General features: G+C 50.2%; 16 protein-coding genes. 6 read left to right on the top strand and 10 right to left on the bottom strand.

Going from position 1 to position 18,191, the window contains the following annotated elements:
• Positions 1-95 precede the first annotated feature (95 nt).
• The gene (locus tag ACO0LE_RS04780; RefSeq protein WP_422959281.1) at positions 96-875 is read left to right on the top strand and encodes a hypothetical protein; all 780 of its coding nucleotides are present in this window, start codon (positions 96-98) and stop codon (positions 873-875) included.
• Between the two features lie 649 nt (positions 876-1,524).
• Here the strand turns inward: ACO0LE_RS04780 and ACO0LE_RS04775 are convergent.
• The 6 genes from ACO0LE_RS04775 to ACO0LE_RS04750 all read right to left on the bottom strand — a co-directional run bounded on the left by ACO0LE_RS04775 (position 1,525) and on the right by ACO0LE_RS04750 (position 8,480).
• The gene (locus ACO0LE_RS04775; RefSeq protein ID WP_422959280.1) at positions 1,525-2,235 is read right to left on the bottom strand and encodes a LytR/AlgR family response regulator transcription factor; all 711 of its coding nucleotides are present in this window, start codon (positions 2,233-2,235) and stop codon (positions 1,525-1,527) included.
• Positions 2,232-3,374 (bottom strand): sensor histidine kinase, encoded by a 1,143-nt coding sequence (locus ACO0LE_RS04770; protein WP_422959279.1) that lies wholly within the window; start codon positions 3,372-3,374, stop codon positions 2,232-2,234. The genes ACO0LE_RS04775 and ACO0LE_RS04770 overlap by 4 nt, the downstream gene beginning before the upstream one ends.
• Positions 3,374-4,306, bottom strand: coding sequence for an alpha/beta fold hydrolase (locus tag ACO0LE_RS04765; RefSeq protein ID WP_422959278.1), 933 nt, complete (start codon positions 4,304-4,306; stop codon positions 3,374-3,376). The genes ACO0LE_RS04770 and ACO0LE_RS04765 overlap by 1 nt, the downstream gene beginning before the upstream one ends.
• Before the next feature lie 69 nt (positions 4,307-4,375).
• Positions 4,376-5,302 (bottom strand): methylglyoxal synthase, encoded by a 927-nt coding sequence (locus ACO0LE_RS04760; protein ID WP_422959277.1) that lies wholly within the window; start codon positions 5,300-5,302, stop codon positions 4,376-4,378.
• 49 nt (positions 5,303-5,351) lie between these two features.
• A complete protein-coding gene (locus tag ACO0LE_RS04755) occupies positions 5,352-6,659 on the bottom strand; it encodes a bifunctional diguanylate cyclase/phosphodiesterase (RefSeq protein WP_422959276.1) in 1,308 nt (435 codons plus the stop codon).
• Between the two features lie 87 nt (positions 6,660-6,746).
• A complete protein-coding gene (locus ACO0LE_RS04750; protein WP_422959275.1) occupies positions 6,747-8,480 on the bottom strand; it encodes an HD-GYP domain-containing protein in 1,734 nt (577 codons plus the stop codon).
• Between the two features lie 888 nt (positions 8,481-9,368).
• Here ACO0LE_RS04750 and ACO0LE_RS04745 point away from each other — a divergent pair.
• The 3 genes from ACO0LE_RS04745 to ACO0LE_RS04735 are packed head-to-tail and all read left to right on the top strand — an operon-like array spanning position 9,369 to position 11,277.
• Complete coding sequence (locus ACO0LE_RS04745; protein WP_422959274.1) at positions 9,369-10,397, top strand: SphA family protein; 1,029 nt, start codon at positions 9,369-9,371, stop codon at positions 10,395-10,397.
• Positions 10,398-10,453: 56 nt separating this feature from the next.
• On the top strand, positions 10,454-11,062 hold the full coding sequence (locus ACO0LE_RS04740; RefSeq protein WP_422959273.1) for a chalcone isomerase family protein: 609 nt from the start codon (positions 10,454-10,456) through the stop codon (positions 11,060-11,062).
• Positions 11,063-11,073: 11 nt separating this feature from the next.
• A complete protein-coding gene (locus ACO0LE_RS04735) occupies positions 11,074-11,277 on the top strand; it encodes a hypothetical protein (protein ID WP_422959272.1) in 204 nt (67 codons plus the stop codon).
• 33 nt (positions 11,278-11,310) lie between these two features.
• On the opposite strand, the gene ACO0LE_RS04730 is transcribed toward ACO0LE_RS04735, so the two are convergent.
• Together ACO0LE_RS04730 and ACO0LE_RS04725 are read right to left on the bottom strand one after the other, a co-directional pair.
• The gene (locus ACO0LE_RS04730) at positions 11,311-13,269 is read right to left on the bottom strand and encodes a CocE/NonD family hydrolase (RefSeq protein WP_422959271.1); all 1,959 of its coding nucleotides are present in this window, start codon (positions 13,267-13,269) and stop codon (positions 11,311-11,313) included.
• A 148-nt stretch (positions 13,270-13,417) separates the two neighbouring features.
• Positions 13,418-14,077 (bottom strand): GGDEF domain-containing protein, encoded by a 660-nt coding sequence (locus ACO0LE_RS04725; RefSeq protein WP_422959270.1) that lies wholly within the window; start codon positions 14,075-14,077, stop codon positions 13,418-13,420.
• Positions 14,078-14,197: 120 nt separating this feature from the next.
• On the opposite strand from ACO0LE_RS04725, the gene ACO0LE_RS04720 reads away from it, so the two are divergent.
• Positions 14,198-15,145, top strand: a complete 948-nt coding sequence (locus ACO0LE_RS04720) for a 1-aminocyclopropane-1-carboxylate deaminase/D-cysteine desulfhydrase (protein ID WP_422959269.1) — start codon at positions 14,198-14,200, stop codon at positions 15,143-15,145.
• Between the two features lie 67 nt (positions 15,146-15,212).
• Here ACO0LE_RS04720 and ACO0LE_RS04715 read toward each other — a convergent pair whose 3' ends face one another.
• Both ACO0LE_RS04715 and ACO0LE_RS04710 read right to left on the bottom strand, forming a co-directional pair.
• Positions 15,213-15,941 (bottom strand): nitroreductase family protein, encoded by a 729-nt coding sequence (locus ACO0LE_RS04715; RefSeq protein ID WP_422959268.1) that lies wholly within the window; start codon positions 15,939-15,941, stop codon positions 15,213-15,215.
• Between the two features lie 97 nt (positions 15,942-16,038).
• Positions 16,039-17,535: an FAD-dependent oxidoreductase gene (locus ACO0LE_RS04710; RefSeq protein ID WP_422959267.1), complete on the bottom strand. Its 1,497-nt coding sequence runs from the start codon at positions 17,533-17,535 to the stop codon at positions 16,039-16,041.
• A gap of 46 nt (positions 17,536-17,581) precedes the next feature.
• Here ACO0LE_RS04710 and ACO0LE_RS04705 point away from each other — a divergent pair, with 46 nt between their 5' ends.
• Positions 17,582-18,082, top strand: a complete 501-nt coding sequence (locus tag ACO0LE_RS04705) for a MarR family winged helix-turn-helix transcriptional regulator (protein WP_422959266.1) — start codon at positions 17,582-17,584, stop codon at positions 18,080-18,082.
• Positions 18,083-18,191 lie beyond the last annotated feature (109 nt).

The raw sequence follows: 18,191 nt of genomic DNA, 5'->3' as shown, positions 1-18,191 counted from the left end.
TATCAGCAATCGTTACGTAGCAAGGCAACACAGCAGCAGAGCGGTCAATTTTTACAATACAACGCAGTACCTTTAATTCCTTGAGAGGATACAAAATGAGCAATTTGAATGGTTGGGGCCTGACAGCACGCTTGATCTCCAAACACTTTGGCGTATTAGGCGACAAAGTCTCCGAAGCGATTGCCAATTTCGACCCGGAGACCGCAACAGAAGCAGACCGTGATCGGCTGGCTGACACACTCAGAGAAAGCGCCCAAAAACTCGCTACAGCACGCGCCGCTTTTGACAAAGAACATACCGACGTTGTCAAACTGCGCGAGCTGATCGCCAATGATGAAAAAGCCTCCGGCACTTTGGCCGAACGGCTGGCATCTGGTCAGATTTCGGAAGCAACCGTCAGCTTGTTTTGCGATGAGCTTGAAGCCAACAAATCGCGTTTACCGTTAGAGTTGCAAGAAGAAATCGACGCACAAGAGTATATGAACGAATTACAAAAAATCGTTGATGCCTTGTCTAAACAATTAGCGGATTTCGATGCGGCAGCAAAGAAAGCCTTACAAAACCTGGCCAGCGCCAAAGCGCAAAAAGATTTGCAGGAATTGCGTGTAGAGCGTCAAGGTCAACTCGCGAATTTGTCTGGAATGCAAGGACAATCAAGCGCGCTGAACGCCCTGACCCGTCGTGCACAAACCGTCAGCAACGAGGCCGCAGGAATGCGCATCGTGGCCGACATCGGTCAGAAGCCACTTGATCAGGCAGCAGAGATTGAGGCTATCCGTAAATCGGTGAGTCAGGCCGATACCACTGGCGAAACTACCTTGCAACGCTTACAGCGCCTGTCGGGCAAGTCTGCTGAGGTCAGTGCAGCAGCCTAGTTGTCTCAGACGGCATGCCTAGTTGAGTCATTGTCTGAGGTGGTTTGAGATTGGTTGAATGAGGATGCAATTCGTAAAAACGGATTGCATCTTTTTTACATCGCAATTGAGTTTTGCATCATCACCGTCTATGCTGGGCAATAACGTGAATCAACCAGCCCTGAAGCAATACTATAGACAATGCAAATGAAAAACTATTTGGTGATCATGCTCGCAATGACCTGCGATGGTGTTGTATCAGCTCATGCTTCCCAAGATAGACAAAGTACACTTTAGCAACCGGTTGCCGATACCGAGCGCGCATTTGCTAAATCGATGGCCGACAGAAACCAGAAGGAATTTTCCACATTCGTTTCTGACGAGGCAATGTTCTTTTCGGGGCCGACACCACTCCATGGTAAGCAACAAGTCGCAGATTGGTGGGTACGGTTTTTTCAAAAACGGAGGCTCTGTTTTCCTGGGAACCATAGCAGATTGAGGTTCTGGAATCCGGTCAGCTGGCTTTATTCACGGGATCGGTGAAAGACGTGCAAAGGCAGTTAATTGGCAGTTTTACGTCGATCTGGCGGCAGGAGCAACCTGGTGTTTGGCGCATCATTTTTGATAAGGGAAATGATGTTTGCCATTACGTAGTAGAGAAAAAGTGAAATCAAAAACGATGCATCTGCCTAAAATCAGCGGCACGACGACGCGACATTTCAATATTTTTACCGTCCTTCAAAATCAGGTTTAAACCACCAGCATTATTATTCGTCATACTCGTCACAAAATCGAGATTTACAATATATTGACGGCTACTTCGGATAAATTTTTTTGTATCTAATTTTTGTTCTAACTGATTAAGAGACCGCAGCATCAAAGGACGCTGATTGTCGAAGTACACGCGAGTGTAATTACCTTCGGATTCGAATAAGGCCACAGTCGCCAGATCTACAAGCCAGCATCGTTCCCCATCTTTGATAAACAATTTTTTATCGTTCTCCATGCTCGTAGTTGATGTTGTAGTCACGGATGCTGCTGCTTGTACTCTCTCCAGAGCCATGGATAATCGCTCAGATTCTATTGGTTTTAACAAATAGTCGAGAGCATTGACTTCAAACGCACGTAGCGCATATATGTCAAATGCGGTTGTGAAAATGATGCTTGGAACGCGGTCAAGTTGGCTCAACAGGTCAAAGCCGCTACCACCGGGCATTTGTACATCCAAAAATACAAGATCCGGCGTCAGATCAATAATCGCCCGTTCAGCCTCGATGATATTGCTGGCCTCCCCGATCAACGTAATATGAGGGTGAGCGTTTAAAAGGCGTTTTAGCTCTGCACGCGCCAGTCGCTCATCGTCAACAATCATTGCTTTCATCTGCTATTTGACCTTTTATGTCGAGGTAACGTGACTGTGGCATAGACCCAGTTTTTCTGATCTTCCTGCTTTTCGCTCAGGACGACGCTAGCCTGTTCACCAAATAAAAGCTGCAAACGTTGCGCTGTATTTTGCAAACCCACTTTGGTCGATTTAAAAGCCTTGACCGCAACTGACGGTTGATTCACCAGGCTACCTTGGTTGGCGACATTGATCAACACGATGTCCTGATTAGTCGGATGCGTCTGTACTGTCAGTGAAATGGGACACGGTACGGTACTTGTTTCGACACCGTACTTGATTGCGTTTTCAATTAAGGTTTGTAGCAGCATCACGGGAACGGCGATATTATAAAGATTTGCTGGAATTTCTTCGCGATAGACAAGGCGTCCCTCGAAACGAATTTTTTCAATAGCTAGGTAGTTGTGTACAGCCTCCAGTTCGTGAAGCAGTGCAACAGTTTCTCTTTGCCCAGCACCCAGACTGTAGCGCATCATGCCTGCGAGTTTGTCCAGCATTTGTGCTGCGGCATTCTGGTCTTCATAGATAAGCCCTCGTAAACTGTTCAGGCTGTTGAAGAAAAAATGTGGATTGATCTGCGCTTGCAAGGCGCGTAATTCGGCTTCTTTGACAGTGACTTCCAGGCGTAATTTTTCCAATTCAAAATGGCGTGCGCGACGACCTGATTGCGCCGCTACATATAGCGCGGTCCAGATTAAAAAGACCGTGATCCATACTGGCAAATAATTGGGTACTTGTCGCCAGTCCCGGCTAGTACCTATCGGATTCAACACCATGAATCCTGAAAATACCAGCAAGACTTCAATACTGCCAAGGATTGCAACTCCGGATGCTAGGTGGAGTAAAGGTAATTTACTTCGTTGTCCCAGTTGCAAATGATTTTTTAGGTACCGTCGCCAGGTATGTGACAAGGCTAATCCGGTCAGCGAGCCAAACAACCAGATGGCCATTAGACTAGATGAGTCTTTGTTGCCACTCTGCCTAGTAAAGTTCCAGTTAATCAGAAAGAGCAATCCCCAACCACTGAGCTGGCATAGCCAATATAGCAAAGCCGTCTTTTTTGAACTTGAACGAGAAATGCCGGAAACAGATTCCAGCAAAGAAAACGAGGTAAACATTATTTTAAGAAAGTATCCATCTGTTCAAACAACCATTTGGGATCATCAATCATGATGAAATGACGGGCATGATCGGCAAGCACAATGTTTACGTCGGGCAGTTTGGCAAACTGAGTTTTAAATACTGTTTCTATCACATTGCGTGATACATAGTCTTTATAGGCGATCCAAGTACCCATGACCAAGGTCGGCGTCGTGATATTGCTGATGTCCTGACGTAGATCCTGTGCGAGCAATTCATACATGGCATTTGCAACGGCGTTTGAGTCGGATTGGTCACCCCAGATCGCGATACGTTCAATGTCCTCAGGCTTGCTAACCATGGTAGCAATGGTGACGCGACGATTCGCGTTTTGTTTCGTCTTATCACCTTGCAGCATACGATCCCGCATCGTACGCGCCATTTCTTCTAACTGCGCCACAGTGATGCTTGGCATTTGCTGCGCACCCATTGCCGGTAACGAGTCGACGATTACGATTTTGCCGACTTTGTCCGGGTAATCGCTGGCGAGTTTTAATGCGAGAAAACCGCCAAGACTATGACCGACGACTACCGGATGATCGAGTTTGTTATCACCGATATAGCGTGCGAGTTCGTCCTCGACCTGTTTCAGGAACGGGCCGCTGATCGCTGGTGTGCCGGCAAAACCAGCCAGTGTAAGAACGATGCAGCGGTAGCGGCTAGCGTAATGAGCAACTGTGTCATTCCATACATCTCCCGAAGAGGCGAGCCCCGGAATAAGGATCATCGGTTTGCCCTGACCGGTAATTTTTACCTGGAAGGCTTTAGTGCTTGCGCTGCTCTCTGCAATATTTGCGGCAGATGCATAACCGGCTGTGATTAGCGTGGTGAGTGTAATCGCTAATACGCCAGCAAGTGTAGCAAGTGTCGTCGTGAACTTCTTAGCAGTCGTCGTCAAAGTGGTTTTCATGGGTGTTTCCTCCTGTGACGTCATCCTACTTTTTGAGCACCGAGTTTTCCAGTGCTTTGGGATGAGTGGTCAGCTTCGAGGGTGAGCGGCGCGTTGGGTCAGTAAGCTGAGCCAGCGATCACTGCCGTCGGCATCGCTGATCACGGTGGCGTAGGCAGTTACCGTGCGTGCTGCGCGTTCTAGCAATTGAATATCCGCTTCATGCTGGCGGGCGACGTGGGGATCTTCGAGAAACAGGATGCGGCGTATTTGCTTGTCCAGTACCAGCTCGGCAATCTGTGCATCACCACCCAGAGGGCCGGAGAGGAAAGGCTGGACCCAGTGCTTGCCGGCTTCCTGCCCTTTGATTTTTTGTGCGAGCTGATTCAATAATCCACCCGTAGTACCAGTGGCATAACGATGGGCAAATTGATCGAGTAGCGCAAAGTGTTTTTCGGCGAGCGCCAGCATGCGGTTTTTCATGGCGTCGTGGGCGATCAGCGCAATACCTTCGCTGGCAAATGCGAAGCTGGAATCCAGGCTGGAATCTAAGCTTGTATCGACCGGTGCCTGCAGCGCATAGGCTTCAAGGTCCAGCCATTCACGCGCGGCTGCCAGCGTTGATAAAAAGGGTTTGCCATGAATGACGCATTGGCGCTTGAGAGCCAGCGCTTCCGGGAAAATCGAGGAAGGATCGACCGGATCGATCAGATAAATTACCGCATCGACGGTACGTGCCGGGTCATTGTCGACGACGCGTGAGACCAGCTTCATCAAACCGCCTTCCCGGCCATAAGGGAAGCGCTCATGGACAGGACAGCATTCGAGTAAGCCATGCGAAATAATCGCATCTAAAGTGCGGCCGACGATGATCATTTCCGGTTGCAGTATTTGCAATGCGGCTTTTGCACCGCGCAATAACTGCACTAAAGCGGAGTCGGGTGCATCTTGATGACCACGATTGGCGATCAGCCCGATGCGGAGTTTGCGTGTAGAACGTGTGAGATCTTGAGTCATAAGGCAACGCTGAAGAAGCGGGAGAAAGAGAGTGAACTGAACAGATCAATTAATCGTCAGTGGCCTGAGCATGAAAGCGCTCACGCCAGCCAAGTATGTGTTCGGCGGGCATGGGTTTGGCGAAAAAATAACCTTGCACCTGATCGCAGCCCAGAGCGTCTAGCTCTGCCAGAGTCTCAGCCGTTTCTACTCCTTCAGCAACGACCGGTAAGCCGAAGTTATGCCCTAGATCGATAATGCTCTGCACGATCTGTTTGTCCTGCACCGAGCCCGCCATTCCATGCACGAACATACGGTCAATCTTCAGCTCATCAATCGGGAAGCGACGCAGATAGGCGAGTGACGAATATCCTGTACCGAAATCATCAATCGATAAATGGAAACCGAGTTTTTTTAATTCAAACAGCAGGTCGGTACTATGTTCTATGTCGTGGATAAACGCACTTTCGGTAATTTCCAAACCAATTGCCGATGCCGGCACGTCCCAGATGTTCAACACGCGCTGCAGGATTTTGGGGAGCTGTTCCAGCTCCAGCAGACGGGTCGATAAATTGACCCAGACCAGTACCTCAAGCCCTGCGGCCTTCCAGGTGCAGTAGTCGCGCATGACATTGTTCAGCACTCTGAGTGTCAGCGATTCAATCATGCCAGTGCGTTCTGCGACATCGATCAAAATATTTGTCGGCACCGTTTGTGGATGATCGCCAGGCCAGCGTACCAGTGCTTCGACAGAAATCATGCGACGTGAGACCAGATCGACTTTCGGCTGATACACCACCATCAAGCTATTGGCATCTAAGACTTCACCCAGCATTTTCGGCAGATCGGCAGCGATGACCTGATTACTTTCTTCCGTCGCTGCCATCAGGAATTTGAGATTCGCAGCATGCGCATGTTTTTGCGCTGTGTCTGCGGCACGTAATAAGGCAAATGCAGAATGCGTATGCATAGGTGCACAGGCAATGCCGATGCTTGGGGTTAAAAAAACGGTGTGTTCATTGACCTTGATCGGCACATTCAATTCGCTGAGTAATCTGTGAACAGCCAGTACAGACAAGGCTTCGGACGACAGTTGCGGCAGAATGAACCAGCATTCGTTTTCATTGACAAAGACAAACTTATCTTTGCTGCGTAAGACCGGATGGACGCGCAGTAAAAACTGCTGCTTCACTTCCTCCGCATATTCATCAAGCAGAAGTGCAGCAATCCGGTCGGAGCGTTGCAGCGACATGACCAGCACGGCCACTGACGAGGTTTCATGCGCGGCCGTCATTTCTTTTTGCAATTCTGAAAAAAACACGCTGACGGATGCGAGTTCAGTCAGGGATACGGCCGGCGTAGTTGCTGAGTTAGACATGCAGAGTGCCTGATGAGATCGGTTTAGCCTGATTGCGCTTAGGTGAAGTTGATCGGATTTGTTGGTCCTGAGGGTTTGTCAGAGGGATTAAGTCTGATAATAATCGCGGCAAGCCAGTCCATACGCACCGTCAGGCAAACCGCGCAATATCTTCATTCTCTCATTTTCTGAGACATTTTCCTGCAACATTAAGTCCATCAGACCAGGTTTTGCCAATAAACTTTTATCTGCCGCAGTGAGCAAGAGTATTTTCGGTTCTAGCCTGCGTATTTTATTGTGTTGAATAACAATACCTACTTCGCCGGTGGATAGTTCTATCATGCTACCTACAGGAAAAATTCCTATAGCCTGAACAAACTCTTCGACCAGCGGTGCATGTAATTGTGTACCCGCCAGTTTGAACAATTCTTTCATCGCATCAAATGCGGAGCGTGTGATGTCATAAGGACGTGCCGAGGTCATCGCTGCAAAACTGTCGGCAATCGCCGCCATACGGCCAAAAATACTGATCGCATTACCTGTCAGACCATTCGGATAACCGCTACCGTCCAGGCGCTCGTGATGTTCGCTAATACCGAGCATGACGTTTTTTGCCAGTGGCTCTTTGCTCTCTAGAATATCGATACTTGCACTGACATGGGTTTGCATCAGTGAGTTTTCATCTTCGGAGAGTTTTTCCGGTTTTTCGAGTAGAGCATCAGGTAATTCGAGTTTGCCAATATCGAGTAGCAAACCAATGAAGCCAAGCTCGGTTAATTGCTGACGCGAAAAGCCGAGATGACGACCCAAGGCCATCATATAAATCGCGACTTTCAGGCTATGCGCATAGGCGTTCGCATTTTCGGATTGCATACGCACCAGCCACATTAACGCAGATGGATTTGAGATGACACTTTCGGTTAATAACTGGACTGCAGGCTGCACCTCTTCAAGGACAATACTGCGGTCATTGTTGATATCCCTTGAGAGCTTTTTCAACATCGCATCGGCTTGCGTGATGCCGCTGCGCGCATACTTTAGTTCTTCCTCAATCGGCATACTGTCTTGGTACTTGACCAGAGGAATCGAACTCGGCAAATAATCGTGCTTGCGTTTGCGGGCGGGCAATTTACGGAAATTATTACCACGCTGAGTTACCTTGCCGTGACTACGTTGCTGGCGCCAGTTTTGCCAGCGTTCCATCCAGCTCAAAGGCGCGAAAATCGCATCGCGCGGATATAAGCTGGCGATTAGGGCGCTGAACTGCGGACTTGATCCTGGCGTTAGCTTACTCGCCCGGTCAGCCCGCATATTTTTGCCATGTTTGCTGCTGGACTTTGTATTGTTGTGACGTTCAGAACTGGCATATCGCAGGTAATAGGGTTTTGGCTGCTTAGGGCGCTGACTAGGGCTTTTAGCCGGTTTTTCGGTGCCGCTGAATAGATTGCTGACCCAGGCAATTAAGGCATTCGTCGCAGGCTCATTCGAACGTTTTTTCGAAACAGGCTCTGCAACGGACCGCTTGCGCACTGCAAGGGCTTCTTTTAGCGGTGCTTTCGGCGGCGCTGGCTTGATTGGTTCTGGTGCACCAGATACTTCATGCACCACATCCCAAGGCAGATGCAGCAAAGACGCAGGATCGCTGCGCCGTGGATCGATCACGACTTCGCGCACCAGTGATTGCAGGGTCTGCCAGTCCAGCGTTTCGGTGAGTAAAAAACCTTGCATCATGAATGGCGAATTCACCCAGGGCCGGTCGAGCTCCGAGATAAACATGCCCAAGCGCAAATCTTCAATGCTGACCCGCAACGACTGACATAATTTTCTTTGCTGTTGAATCACGAAGCCATATTAGTTAGTTGGTGAAATTCAGAAATTCTCTAGGCGAGCCTTGCCTGAAGCTGAGGCAATGATAGCTGTAGTTGCTTAAAAAGACTATCGTTGCCAAACGTCAACAAAAAGCGATGTACAAACATCGGATAAACAGTTGATTTTTGGGTGTTTTTAGTTTTTTTTGGGGGGGGGAATTTTTTCGTTATACCGGTTAATGCAGGGTTAAAAAAGGCGTATTTTTTCCCGATTGTCAGGATTTCCTAAAACAGGGGTTTTCAAAACAACTGTAAAAAATGCCATGATTTAGCGCATTTTTGCGATTTATCACAATATTTTGCATTCTTTTGGGGCGATTAGTAGGGTTAACCAAATTTTGTTGGTGCAACAAGCTATTTCGAGATTCGGTAAAAATTTTACCTATGGGGAGGTTAATTCAATCATGTTCAAAAAATCATGAATGTTGCTTTGAACTTAATTTCATTCTATTTATTTGGGCTTGATTCTGGTCTACAGCCGAGCTTGCCAGCTTCGGTATTGACGAAGATCACGCTATCATTACGCCCAAGCAACACACTAAGTTTGTTTGAATTATTTTAAAGACGTTACTTGCATTCGTTATTGCATTAGTCAGTTCTTCCCGAAAACCGGAATGTTGACCACTGTTTTGATCAGGTGGTATCCGCTTACTCTGCAATATGGTCGATGCTTATCGACTTCCCAATCGCGCAATCAGACAGACATGCGTTGAATGGTCTTCTGTCATTTTAGATAGTTCCTCTGCGTTTCGTGTCTTTGCTATTCCTTTTTAATTTACTTGCGGTCGGCCGCAGGCAATGGCGTCAGCTTTGGCTTGCTTCGTTGCTGATGTGTCGATGGCATCAACGTTCTGGAGAAAATATGAAATCTCGCTTTTCAATCGCAGGCCTAGCTACCGGCTCCATGATTGTCGGTATGAGCGCATTCGCGCCCGCTGCATTTGCCGCTGAAAATAACGAAGTCGCCGTGCCGATGGGCATCTGGGGTCTCGATTCCGCTATCCTGCCGCTGTCCGGCGTGTATGGCCAGATCGTTGCACCGAGCTATCGTTCTGATACCGTCAAAGATAGCAATGGCGATGATCTGGTATTCCGTAAATCGGTACCTGGCATTCCCGTTGTGCTGAACGGCTCTGTCAAAGCGAGTATCAAGGTTGATGCGATTATTCCAAAACTCGTCTATGTCAGCGAAGACGCCATCTTGGGCGGTCGTTACGGTGGCTACGTCGCCGTACCTTTACTGAACAAGAAGCGCGACATCACCATCAATATCAATACGCCGTTGCCAGTCGCTTTACAACAAAAAATCAGCACTGATGCATCCGCCGCCGCCAGCGGTAGCCGCAGTGGCGTGGGTGACGTTGAACTCGCAGGTTTCATCAGCTGGAAGTTTGAAAGCTTGTCTCTGGTCGCTGCGATGAACATCGATGTGCCTACTGGTTCTTTCGATAAAAACAGTCAGGTCAATCTGGGTTTGAATTCTTATTCTTTCCGTCCTCTGGTATCAGCGGCGTGGTCTACTGACTCTGGATTTGATCTGGCAGCATCGCTGGCTTATAACTACAGCACAGCGAACCGCGAAACGGATTACAAGTCGGGTCAGTACGTCCATCTCGAATATATCGGCAGCTATCAGTTCTCGAACAATGTCAAAGCAGGTCTGCAAGGATATTACCTGCAACAAGTGACGGACGATCAGGATCCTAACGGAACCAGCGCCCTAACGATCGTGAACGGCAATCGCGCCCGCGTTGCATCGCTTGGCCCTATCGTCAGCTATCAGACCGATGATTTGAAAACACAGGTGGAATTCAAATATCTGAAAGAATTTTCCGCACGCGCACGTCCAGCAGGCGGCTTCGCCCTGCTGACCTTGAGTCGTTTGTTTTAATTAGCCAGCGCCCGCTGCAACTGGGATCAGTTGCAGCGGGACAGTAAGGACACATCATGACCACTTCAAATTACCTCATGCAGACAATGCGTACTGCATGCATCGCCATATTTTTATCCCTGACAGCTTTGCCTGCAGCGCATGCCGCCAAGGATCCTGTACCAGCGACGCTGGAAGAGACACAACAGCTTGACGGACAAACCCTGTTATTGAATGGCAGCGGCCCGCATGTGATCAAGCGTGTAAAGATTTTTAATATCGGTATTTACACACCGAAGCTTAAAACGACAAGTCAGGAATTGTTAGCGTCAACCGGTCCTATCCGTATCAAGCTGGTGATGTTGAAAGAAGTTGAAAGTGAATTAATGAGCCGTCGCTTTTTGGCTGACATCCGCTCCAGTACCACCAAGGAGGAGCGCAACCAGCTGGTGAATCAGTTGCTGGCGCTGGGTGAGGGTTTTGCAACAATCGGCGACTGGAAAGTCGGCGACGTCATGACGATAGACTGGACCCGCGGCAAGGGTACGGTTTTTCGTTCCAACAATAAGCAAATCGGTGAAGTCCTGAAAGACGATCTGACCATGCAAGCGATTTTGAAAATCTGGTTAGGTGAAAACGTCGCAGATAATAAACTCAAGCGTTTATTGTTAGGCGATAAGGAATAAAAGAAAAGTCAATGCGAACCCACAGACTGGGTGCGGCTTCCAAAGGTTTTTCGTGCCAGCAGGCGCACTCCGCCTGCGGATTCGTTTTGAGGATTGCAGAAGTCACTCTGCTATCAACCTTCGATGGAATTGCTTACGCCGGTCTTTCGCTGTGTTTCCGTGTCAAGAAAATCAGGGATGTGATGCTGTTTGATAAAACAGTGTCGCATCCCTGATTTGTTTTTAGAGCGCAAAATTTCTATGCTAGATTATTCATCGAGTGCTGGCAACACCTGTACCTGCAAGGCGCTGGCCTGTCCTTTGGTGTGATAAATCTTGTGTGTTGCCTTAATAAAATCGCTGTCTTTGGCGTCAAAAATATTTGGTACATAAGTTTGCGGATTGCGGTCGATGAACGGGAACCAGCTCGATTGTATCTGCACCATAATCCGGTGACCACGCTGGAAGGTATGCAGCACATCGTTGATGCTGAAATTCACCTTCGTCACCTGATCAGGCACAAAAGGTTTAGGGCTAGAAAAACTCTCGCGGAAGCGCGCCCGGAAAGGCTCTCCCCTGACCAGTGTTTGTTGCGCACCGCGATTGATTTCCCCTTCGGTAGTGGTCATTTCAGCCGGATTCACATCGATGAGTTTCACGACGAAATCTGCATCAGTGCCCGTCGTGCTGACAAAAAGATCCGCAGTTAGCGGGCCAGCGAGGGTGACATCGCGTTCGAGTATCTCGGTTTGGTAGCTCACGACATCAGGACGACGTGAAGCAAAACGCTGATCTGCTGCCACATATTGACTACTCCATCGGGTCGAAATCTCCGTGGTATAAGGCACAGGTTTTTCCGGATCGCTGATGTATTCGTCAAATGCTGCATTGTCTGACTTGTCGTCTGGCGCGCTAAAATCGAGTTTGCCGTTTGCATGGAAATATAGCGATTTCGGTGCCACATTTTTTGGCGGCCAGGCATCAAAGCCACGCCAGCGATTGGCACCCGTCTCAAACATCCATGCCTCAGGCAGGTTCGGTTTATCGCCGCCTTTGAGATGATGTTTGAAGAACGCGAATTCGACAGGCTGATAACTCATTGCGGTCTTAAAACCGAAATTCGCGTCACCCACTTTATCTCCATCGCTACGGGTCCAGCCCCCGTGCGTCCAAGGACCGATCACCAGAGTATTGCTGATGCCGGGGTTCAGCTTCTCTATGGCTTTGTAGGTTTGCAACGGACCGTACAAATCTTCAGTGTCGTACCAGCCGCCAACAGTTAGCACAGCGGCTTTAATGTTTTTTAAATGCGGCAGCAGATTATGGCTTTGCCAGTAGCTGTCGTAATTCGGATGCTGTGCAATTTCATTCCAATACGGGATCGCGTTTTTAAAATACTTGGGATTGGCATTCGACAGAGCGCCGAGGTCGATAAAAAACTGGTAGCCGTCTGGCGTCCCGTAGTCAAACGGCTTGTCCTTGTCGGCATCGGTCGGCACCGGCCTTGGTTTGGCAAAGCCGCTAAAAAAACCGAAGGCCATCTGTAAATTAAAGGCGCCGTTGCGATGCATGTCATCACCACGGAACCAGTCGGCAATCGGCGCCTGCGGAGAGACAGCTTTTAATGCCGGATGCGAATCGATTGCACCAGCTGATGTATAAAATCCGGGATAAGAAATACCCCACTGGCCGATTTTTCCGTTGTTATTCGGGATATTTTTGATCAGCCAGTCGATGGTGTCGTAGGTGTCGGTGCTTTCGTCAAAATCAGTCTTTGATTTTTTCTCAACCTGAGGACGCATATTGACATACTCGCCTTCGGACATCGTGGTGCCACGCACATCCTGAAAGACGAAAATAAACCCTTCTTTCTCATAGTCCGCAGTAGATCCTAAAAAGCGTTTGTACTGTGAGCTGCCGTACGGGCCGACAGAATACGGCGTGCGCTGCATCAGCATCGGATAGCGTTTGCTGGCGCTGGCGTCATTCGGAATATACACGGCAGTGAATAGGTGCTTGCCGTCACGCATAGGGATACGGAATTCAAACTTGCTGTAATTTTTGCGTACATAGTCGCTCCGCAGTTTGATCTGTTCGCTGCGTTCATCAAGTGCCTGTTCACTACTCTGATCGCTTTTCCCTACGATAGTGCCAGCCTGGATCAGCGGCGAGGTAGCGCTTATGACGACGCCCGCAATGATCCATGACAAGCGTGACGCTTTGTTCATGCACTTCTCCCTGTGGTGTTTGCTATGGTATTTATATTGGTTTAAGGCCTGTTGGTAACAAAATCGCCGCTCGATTTCGTTGCCAGCAGGCCTTAGGTCTTCTCGCTGCGCACAAGTTCCGCGCACCAAAAAATTTAGCGGATCTTGCTCAGAGTTTATCCGGGTCAAAATCCGGCAAGCCCGGCTCGATCTGGCTGACACTGTCCGGTCCCTTGGCTTGTGCTGCCAGCAGCGCTTGGCGGGCCCGATCCAGCATGGCTTCGGCGCTGTCGCCTTGCGCATTCGTAGTGAGGCCGGTACAAAAAGAAATCTGTACATGCTCGGCGATACCGGTCCAGTCAATTGCTCGATAGGTTTGCTTGAGGCGATTGATTGCTTTGATACTTTGATCGATCCAAGTCGTCGGCATGACGATCACGAACTCGTCGGCATTATTGCGACCGAAGGAGTCGAGGGTGCGCAACAGTAGCTGGGTTTCCTGCGTGAGCCGGCGCAGAATCTGCACCGCTACAGGGCGGCCATAGCGGTCCATCATTTCTTGAAAACCATCGATACGGATAATTGCTACCGAAAAGGTGTGTCCGGTACGGTGTGAGCGGTTTAGTTCAGCATTCAGACTGTCGATCAGTGCATTACGGTTTAGTGCACCGGTCAGCGGATCGTGTCTGGTCATGCGTTCCAGATGTGCCATCACCGTTTCTAGTAAAGGCAGCACGGCTTCTTTTTCACCGCCGTTTTTGAGCTGATGAATGGCTTGTGATAATTGCAGCTCGGCTTTCCGGTTTGGTGGGGTTTTGTCATTCGACATCGGGTTCTCCAGATACCTTCATTGTCAGACGCCTAGTCGGATTTAAACATGGCATCAAGCGCGTGTCAGGCGATAATACGGCTACTCTACCATTTTGATGTTTGCTGTCAGCAATTTTCCATGCAATCCCAGTCGCTTTTTACTTTTTCTGTCTCACCCTGCCAGCAGGTGGTCTCCCGGTTTTTTCCGGGGATTGAGCTTTGGGTGAAGCGCGATGACTTGCTGCATTCTCAGGTGTCGGGCAATAAATTCCGCAAACTCAAATACCCCTTACAACAACTCGCAGGCCGTTCGCCGACGCTGGTCACCATGGGCGGTGCCTGGTCGAACCATCTGCATGCTACTGCGCATGCGGCGGCGCTGGCTGGCTGGCCGTCTATTGGCCTAGTGCGTGCAGCACCCGAAATGCAGACGGCGACGCTTGATGATTGCCGTGCCCTAGGAATGCAGATCATACCGGTGACCCGGGATACTTACCGTGTACTGCGTGAGCAAGCAGAGGCATGGCGTTCGCAGCTTGCGCCGCACATGGCGGCAGATATGCCAGGTGCAGCAGAGACTGCAGAGGCAGATTATGTGTGGTTGCCCGAAGGTGGCAGCACTGCCGATGCCCTGCACGGAGTGGCGGAGCTGGTTGATGAGGCGATTTTGCAAACCGGCTTTGTTCCGGATAGCATTGTGCTCGCGTGTGGAACCGGCGCGACATTGGCGGGCGTGCTAGCAGGTTTGCGCGGTCGTTCTCAGGTCGCCGGCATTGTCGCTTTAAAAAACGCAGCGTATTTGCACGAGGATATTGACGGTCTGCTTAGGCAGGCAGGATATCCGGCCTATGATAATTATGCCTTACTCACCGAGCATCATCACGGCGGCTACGGTAAAGCACCACCCGTATTGCGTGAGTTCTGCCAAGTATTTTCTACCGAGACGGGGATCGCAATAGAGCCAGTTTATACCGGTAAAGTCTTATACGCGCTGATGCATTTGTGCCAGAGCGGCCAGTGGCAAGGCGGGAAACGGGTGCTGATGGTCCATACCGGCGGTTTGCAAGGCGCCCGTGGCTTTGAGTGATGAACCGCGGGCTTGCTTTGCTATCCCATGTGGTGCACGAAGCGCATCTTTTGAATGCCAATCAGTCCTAGTGTGATATCACAACATCGTTCATTGGACGGCGCCAGCGCTCTTCAATCCTTGCGTCACCGTTGCGATATCCGAGTGCGATAACCAGCAGAATTACCGATCCGCGTGGTAATCCTAAAAGCTTGGCGACCTTCGTTGCAGAAAAGCCTTCCATCGGGCATGAGTCTATTTCTTTCGCTGCCGCCGCCAACATGACCGTTTGACTAGCAAAAACGGCATTGCGTGCGGCCCAATGGCGGCTGCCAATATGACCAATCGGAAGCAAGGACAAAGTTGGGCGAATCATTGCGGCGATAGAGAGAACCTGGGCCCAGATTGGCAAGCCTCCGATGCCGAGAATCTTCAGAAACTTGGCGATATGCCTGCGGTGGTAATCTTTTGATTTTTCTGCCAGCGTAGAGGACGAATCTATATGGGCGAGTTGTGTTGCAGCGGTTTTCCTAGCTATTGCAGGACTCGCGACGACGACAATCAATTCTGCGGCTGATGCAGCCGCTTTCTGACCGTTACAAGCCTCTGCAATAAGCTTTTTCAGGGCAGGCGTGCGAACCCAGTGCAACTCGTAAGGTTGCAGATTCCCACTGGAGGGGGCATATAACGCTTCACCCAGCAAAGCCTCAATGTCCTCCTCAGGAATCGGGGTAGAGTTAAATTCGCGAATTGCCCGGCGAAAGCGATTCGCGGCTTGGAAGTCCGCCCAATGCGGCAGTTGATTCTGGATGTTCATAAGTTGAATGTTCCTTTAGGGATTGATGATGCGTTAATACTTAGTGCAGTCGCGTCGCTAGGTGCTCCTTGAAACCGCTGTAGCCTTGGAATATCTGTCATAGACTAAGACCCACCTGTGCGAGATAGACCTCTAACTCTGGGATGTCACTGGTCGTGACAATGGCGCCAACATAAGCATCTGGGCGCACTAATACCCAATCGCCGGGAGTGAGAGTGTAGGCGTCGCGAAAGTGGTTTTCATCGTCGATGATGTCGCCGTGTGAACCGATGATATGGATATGCAGATCCGGACGTGACGGTACCGATTCGCGCTTGGCCTCGTAACCAAGCAATGTCCAGTGCGTTCCGCGGAACAAGTCGAACAGCCGTACCGGCTGACCGGACGCGCCTCGCACCGGCGCATCCGGCGCCCGGTCGCCTGCGAACAGACTGCCAACGTGTCCTGCTGGTTCGAGCGTGAGTGAGGTTTCGGGATAGCCGATGTCGAGTTGACGCACTTCGCGACCACGCTGCATTTCGCCACTTTTCGTCTCATTGAGCAGCTTTGTCGCCAGACCGAGCATCGCGGCGGCAACTGGCCGGCGTTCTTCTTCGTAGCTGTCGATTAGGCTCTCGGGCGCTCCATTGACGACTGCTGCCAGCTTCCAGCCCAGATTATAGGCATCCTGTACGCTGGTATTGAGACCCTGACCACCGGAGGGTGGGTGAATGTGAGCGGCATCTCCGGCGAGGAAGACGTGGCCTGTGCGGTAGCGATCAGCCAGCCGTGCATTCATGTTGTACGCTGATGACCAGGACACGGATTGGATATGAATATCATCCCTTCCAGTGCGCTCTGCCACGATGGCCGTTAGCCCAGTGGCGGAAAGATCGATATCGCCGTCGAGCGGGATCGGGCCTTGTATCTGGAACAGTCCGGTTCCCGCAAGCGGGCAGAACAAGATCTGCTTTGCCATATCACCATCGCCAAAGCGATGCCAGACATCGCGTGTCAGGCCAGTCAGCGTCACATCGGCCACGACCGCACGAACGCCGAGAGTCTTGCCCGGAAAGTCGATACCGAGCGCATGGCGCACGAAGCTGCGACCACCATCGGTACCAACCAGCCAGCGCACCCGAACCACCTCTTCACCGGATTTACCTGCAATCCGTGCTGTTACACCGTCTGTGTCCTGCTCAAAGCCAAGTAGTTCACAGCCAAACTCAGGGCGGTGACCGAGTTCCACCAGGCGCTCACGCATCACTGCCTCAGTCATGAATTGCGGCAGCATCAGAGGAAAATGATAAGGCTCGGCAGGTGTCGGAACCTCGTACTCCATGATATGCGAATCGATATAGCTGCCGTCGCTGCGATATCGACGTTCAAGCGGATAGGGCCCACCGACCGCACTTATCCGGTTGAGGAAGCCAAGATCTTCAAAAATTTCCTGAGTACGCGGCTGGATACCCTTACCACGCGAACCGTGAAACGGATGATCTATCTTGTCGATAAGACGGAAGGAAATGCCTCTTCGCGCCAAATCAATCGCCAGTGTCAATCCGGCCGCACCTGCACCACAAATCAGTACGTTGATTGCAAATTTTTCTTTCATCATCACCTCAATATGTGTAATATGCACATATTAATCGGGAGAAAAAATGGCGTCAAGAAAAAAGGTGCAAAATACACATATTAATACTCAGCTACGCGAACTTCATGGGGCCTTGCTTGAGATCGTCAGCGTGATGAATCGTCCTCAGCGAGACGAGGCTATGGTCCGGGAGGCGGGAATATCTCTGGATCGCGCCCTATTCCCGTTGCTTGTATTGGTGCAGCGACTGGGCCCCATCGGTGTGGTTGAGTTGGCTGATCGTGTCGGCCGCGACTACACCACGGTGAGCCGGCAAGTCGCGAAACTGGAAAGCCTTAGCTTGATCGACCGCCAGGAAAGTATGGCTGACCGTCGTGTACGCGTGGCCGTTGTCACGGCGAGCGGCAAAGCGATGACGGATCGTATTGATGAAGCGCGTGCCCGGATCGGACAGGCTATTTTCGCTAAGTGGGACGAGCAGGACGTAAAGGATTTAGTGCGGCTCATGGGGAAGTTTGCCAATGATATTAAGGGAGATTCCCCATTCACTGCTGGGGAGGCGGGATAGCAAGCGTACCTCGTATCAGTTCTGTATTCAGGAATTACTTTTGTAAGGCAATTATTATGAGCTAGTTAATATACTGGGTAGGTGTATAGACTAAAATAACCCTGATTGC

Source organism: Undibacterium sp. Xuan67W, from assembly GCF_049340165.1.
Classification (GTDB): Bacteria; Pseudomonadota; Gammaproteobacteria; order Burkholderiales; family Burkholderiaceae_D; genus Undibacterium.
Note: the sequence above shows the minus strand (reverse complement) of the source record. Positions and strands in the feature narration are given on the sequence as shown.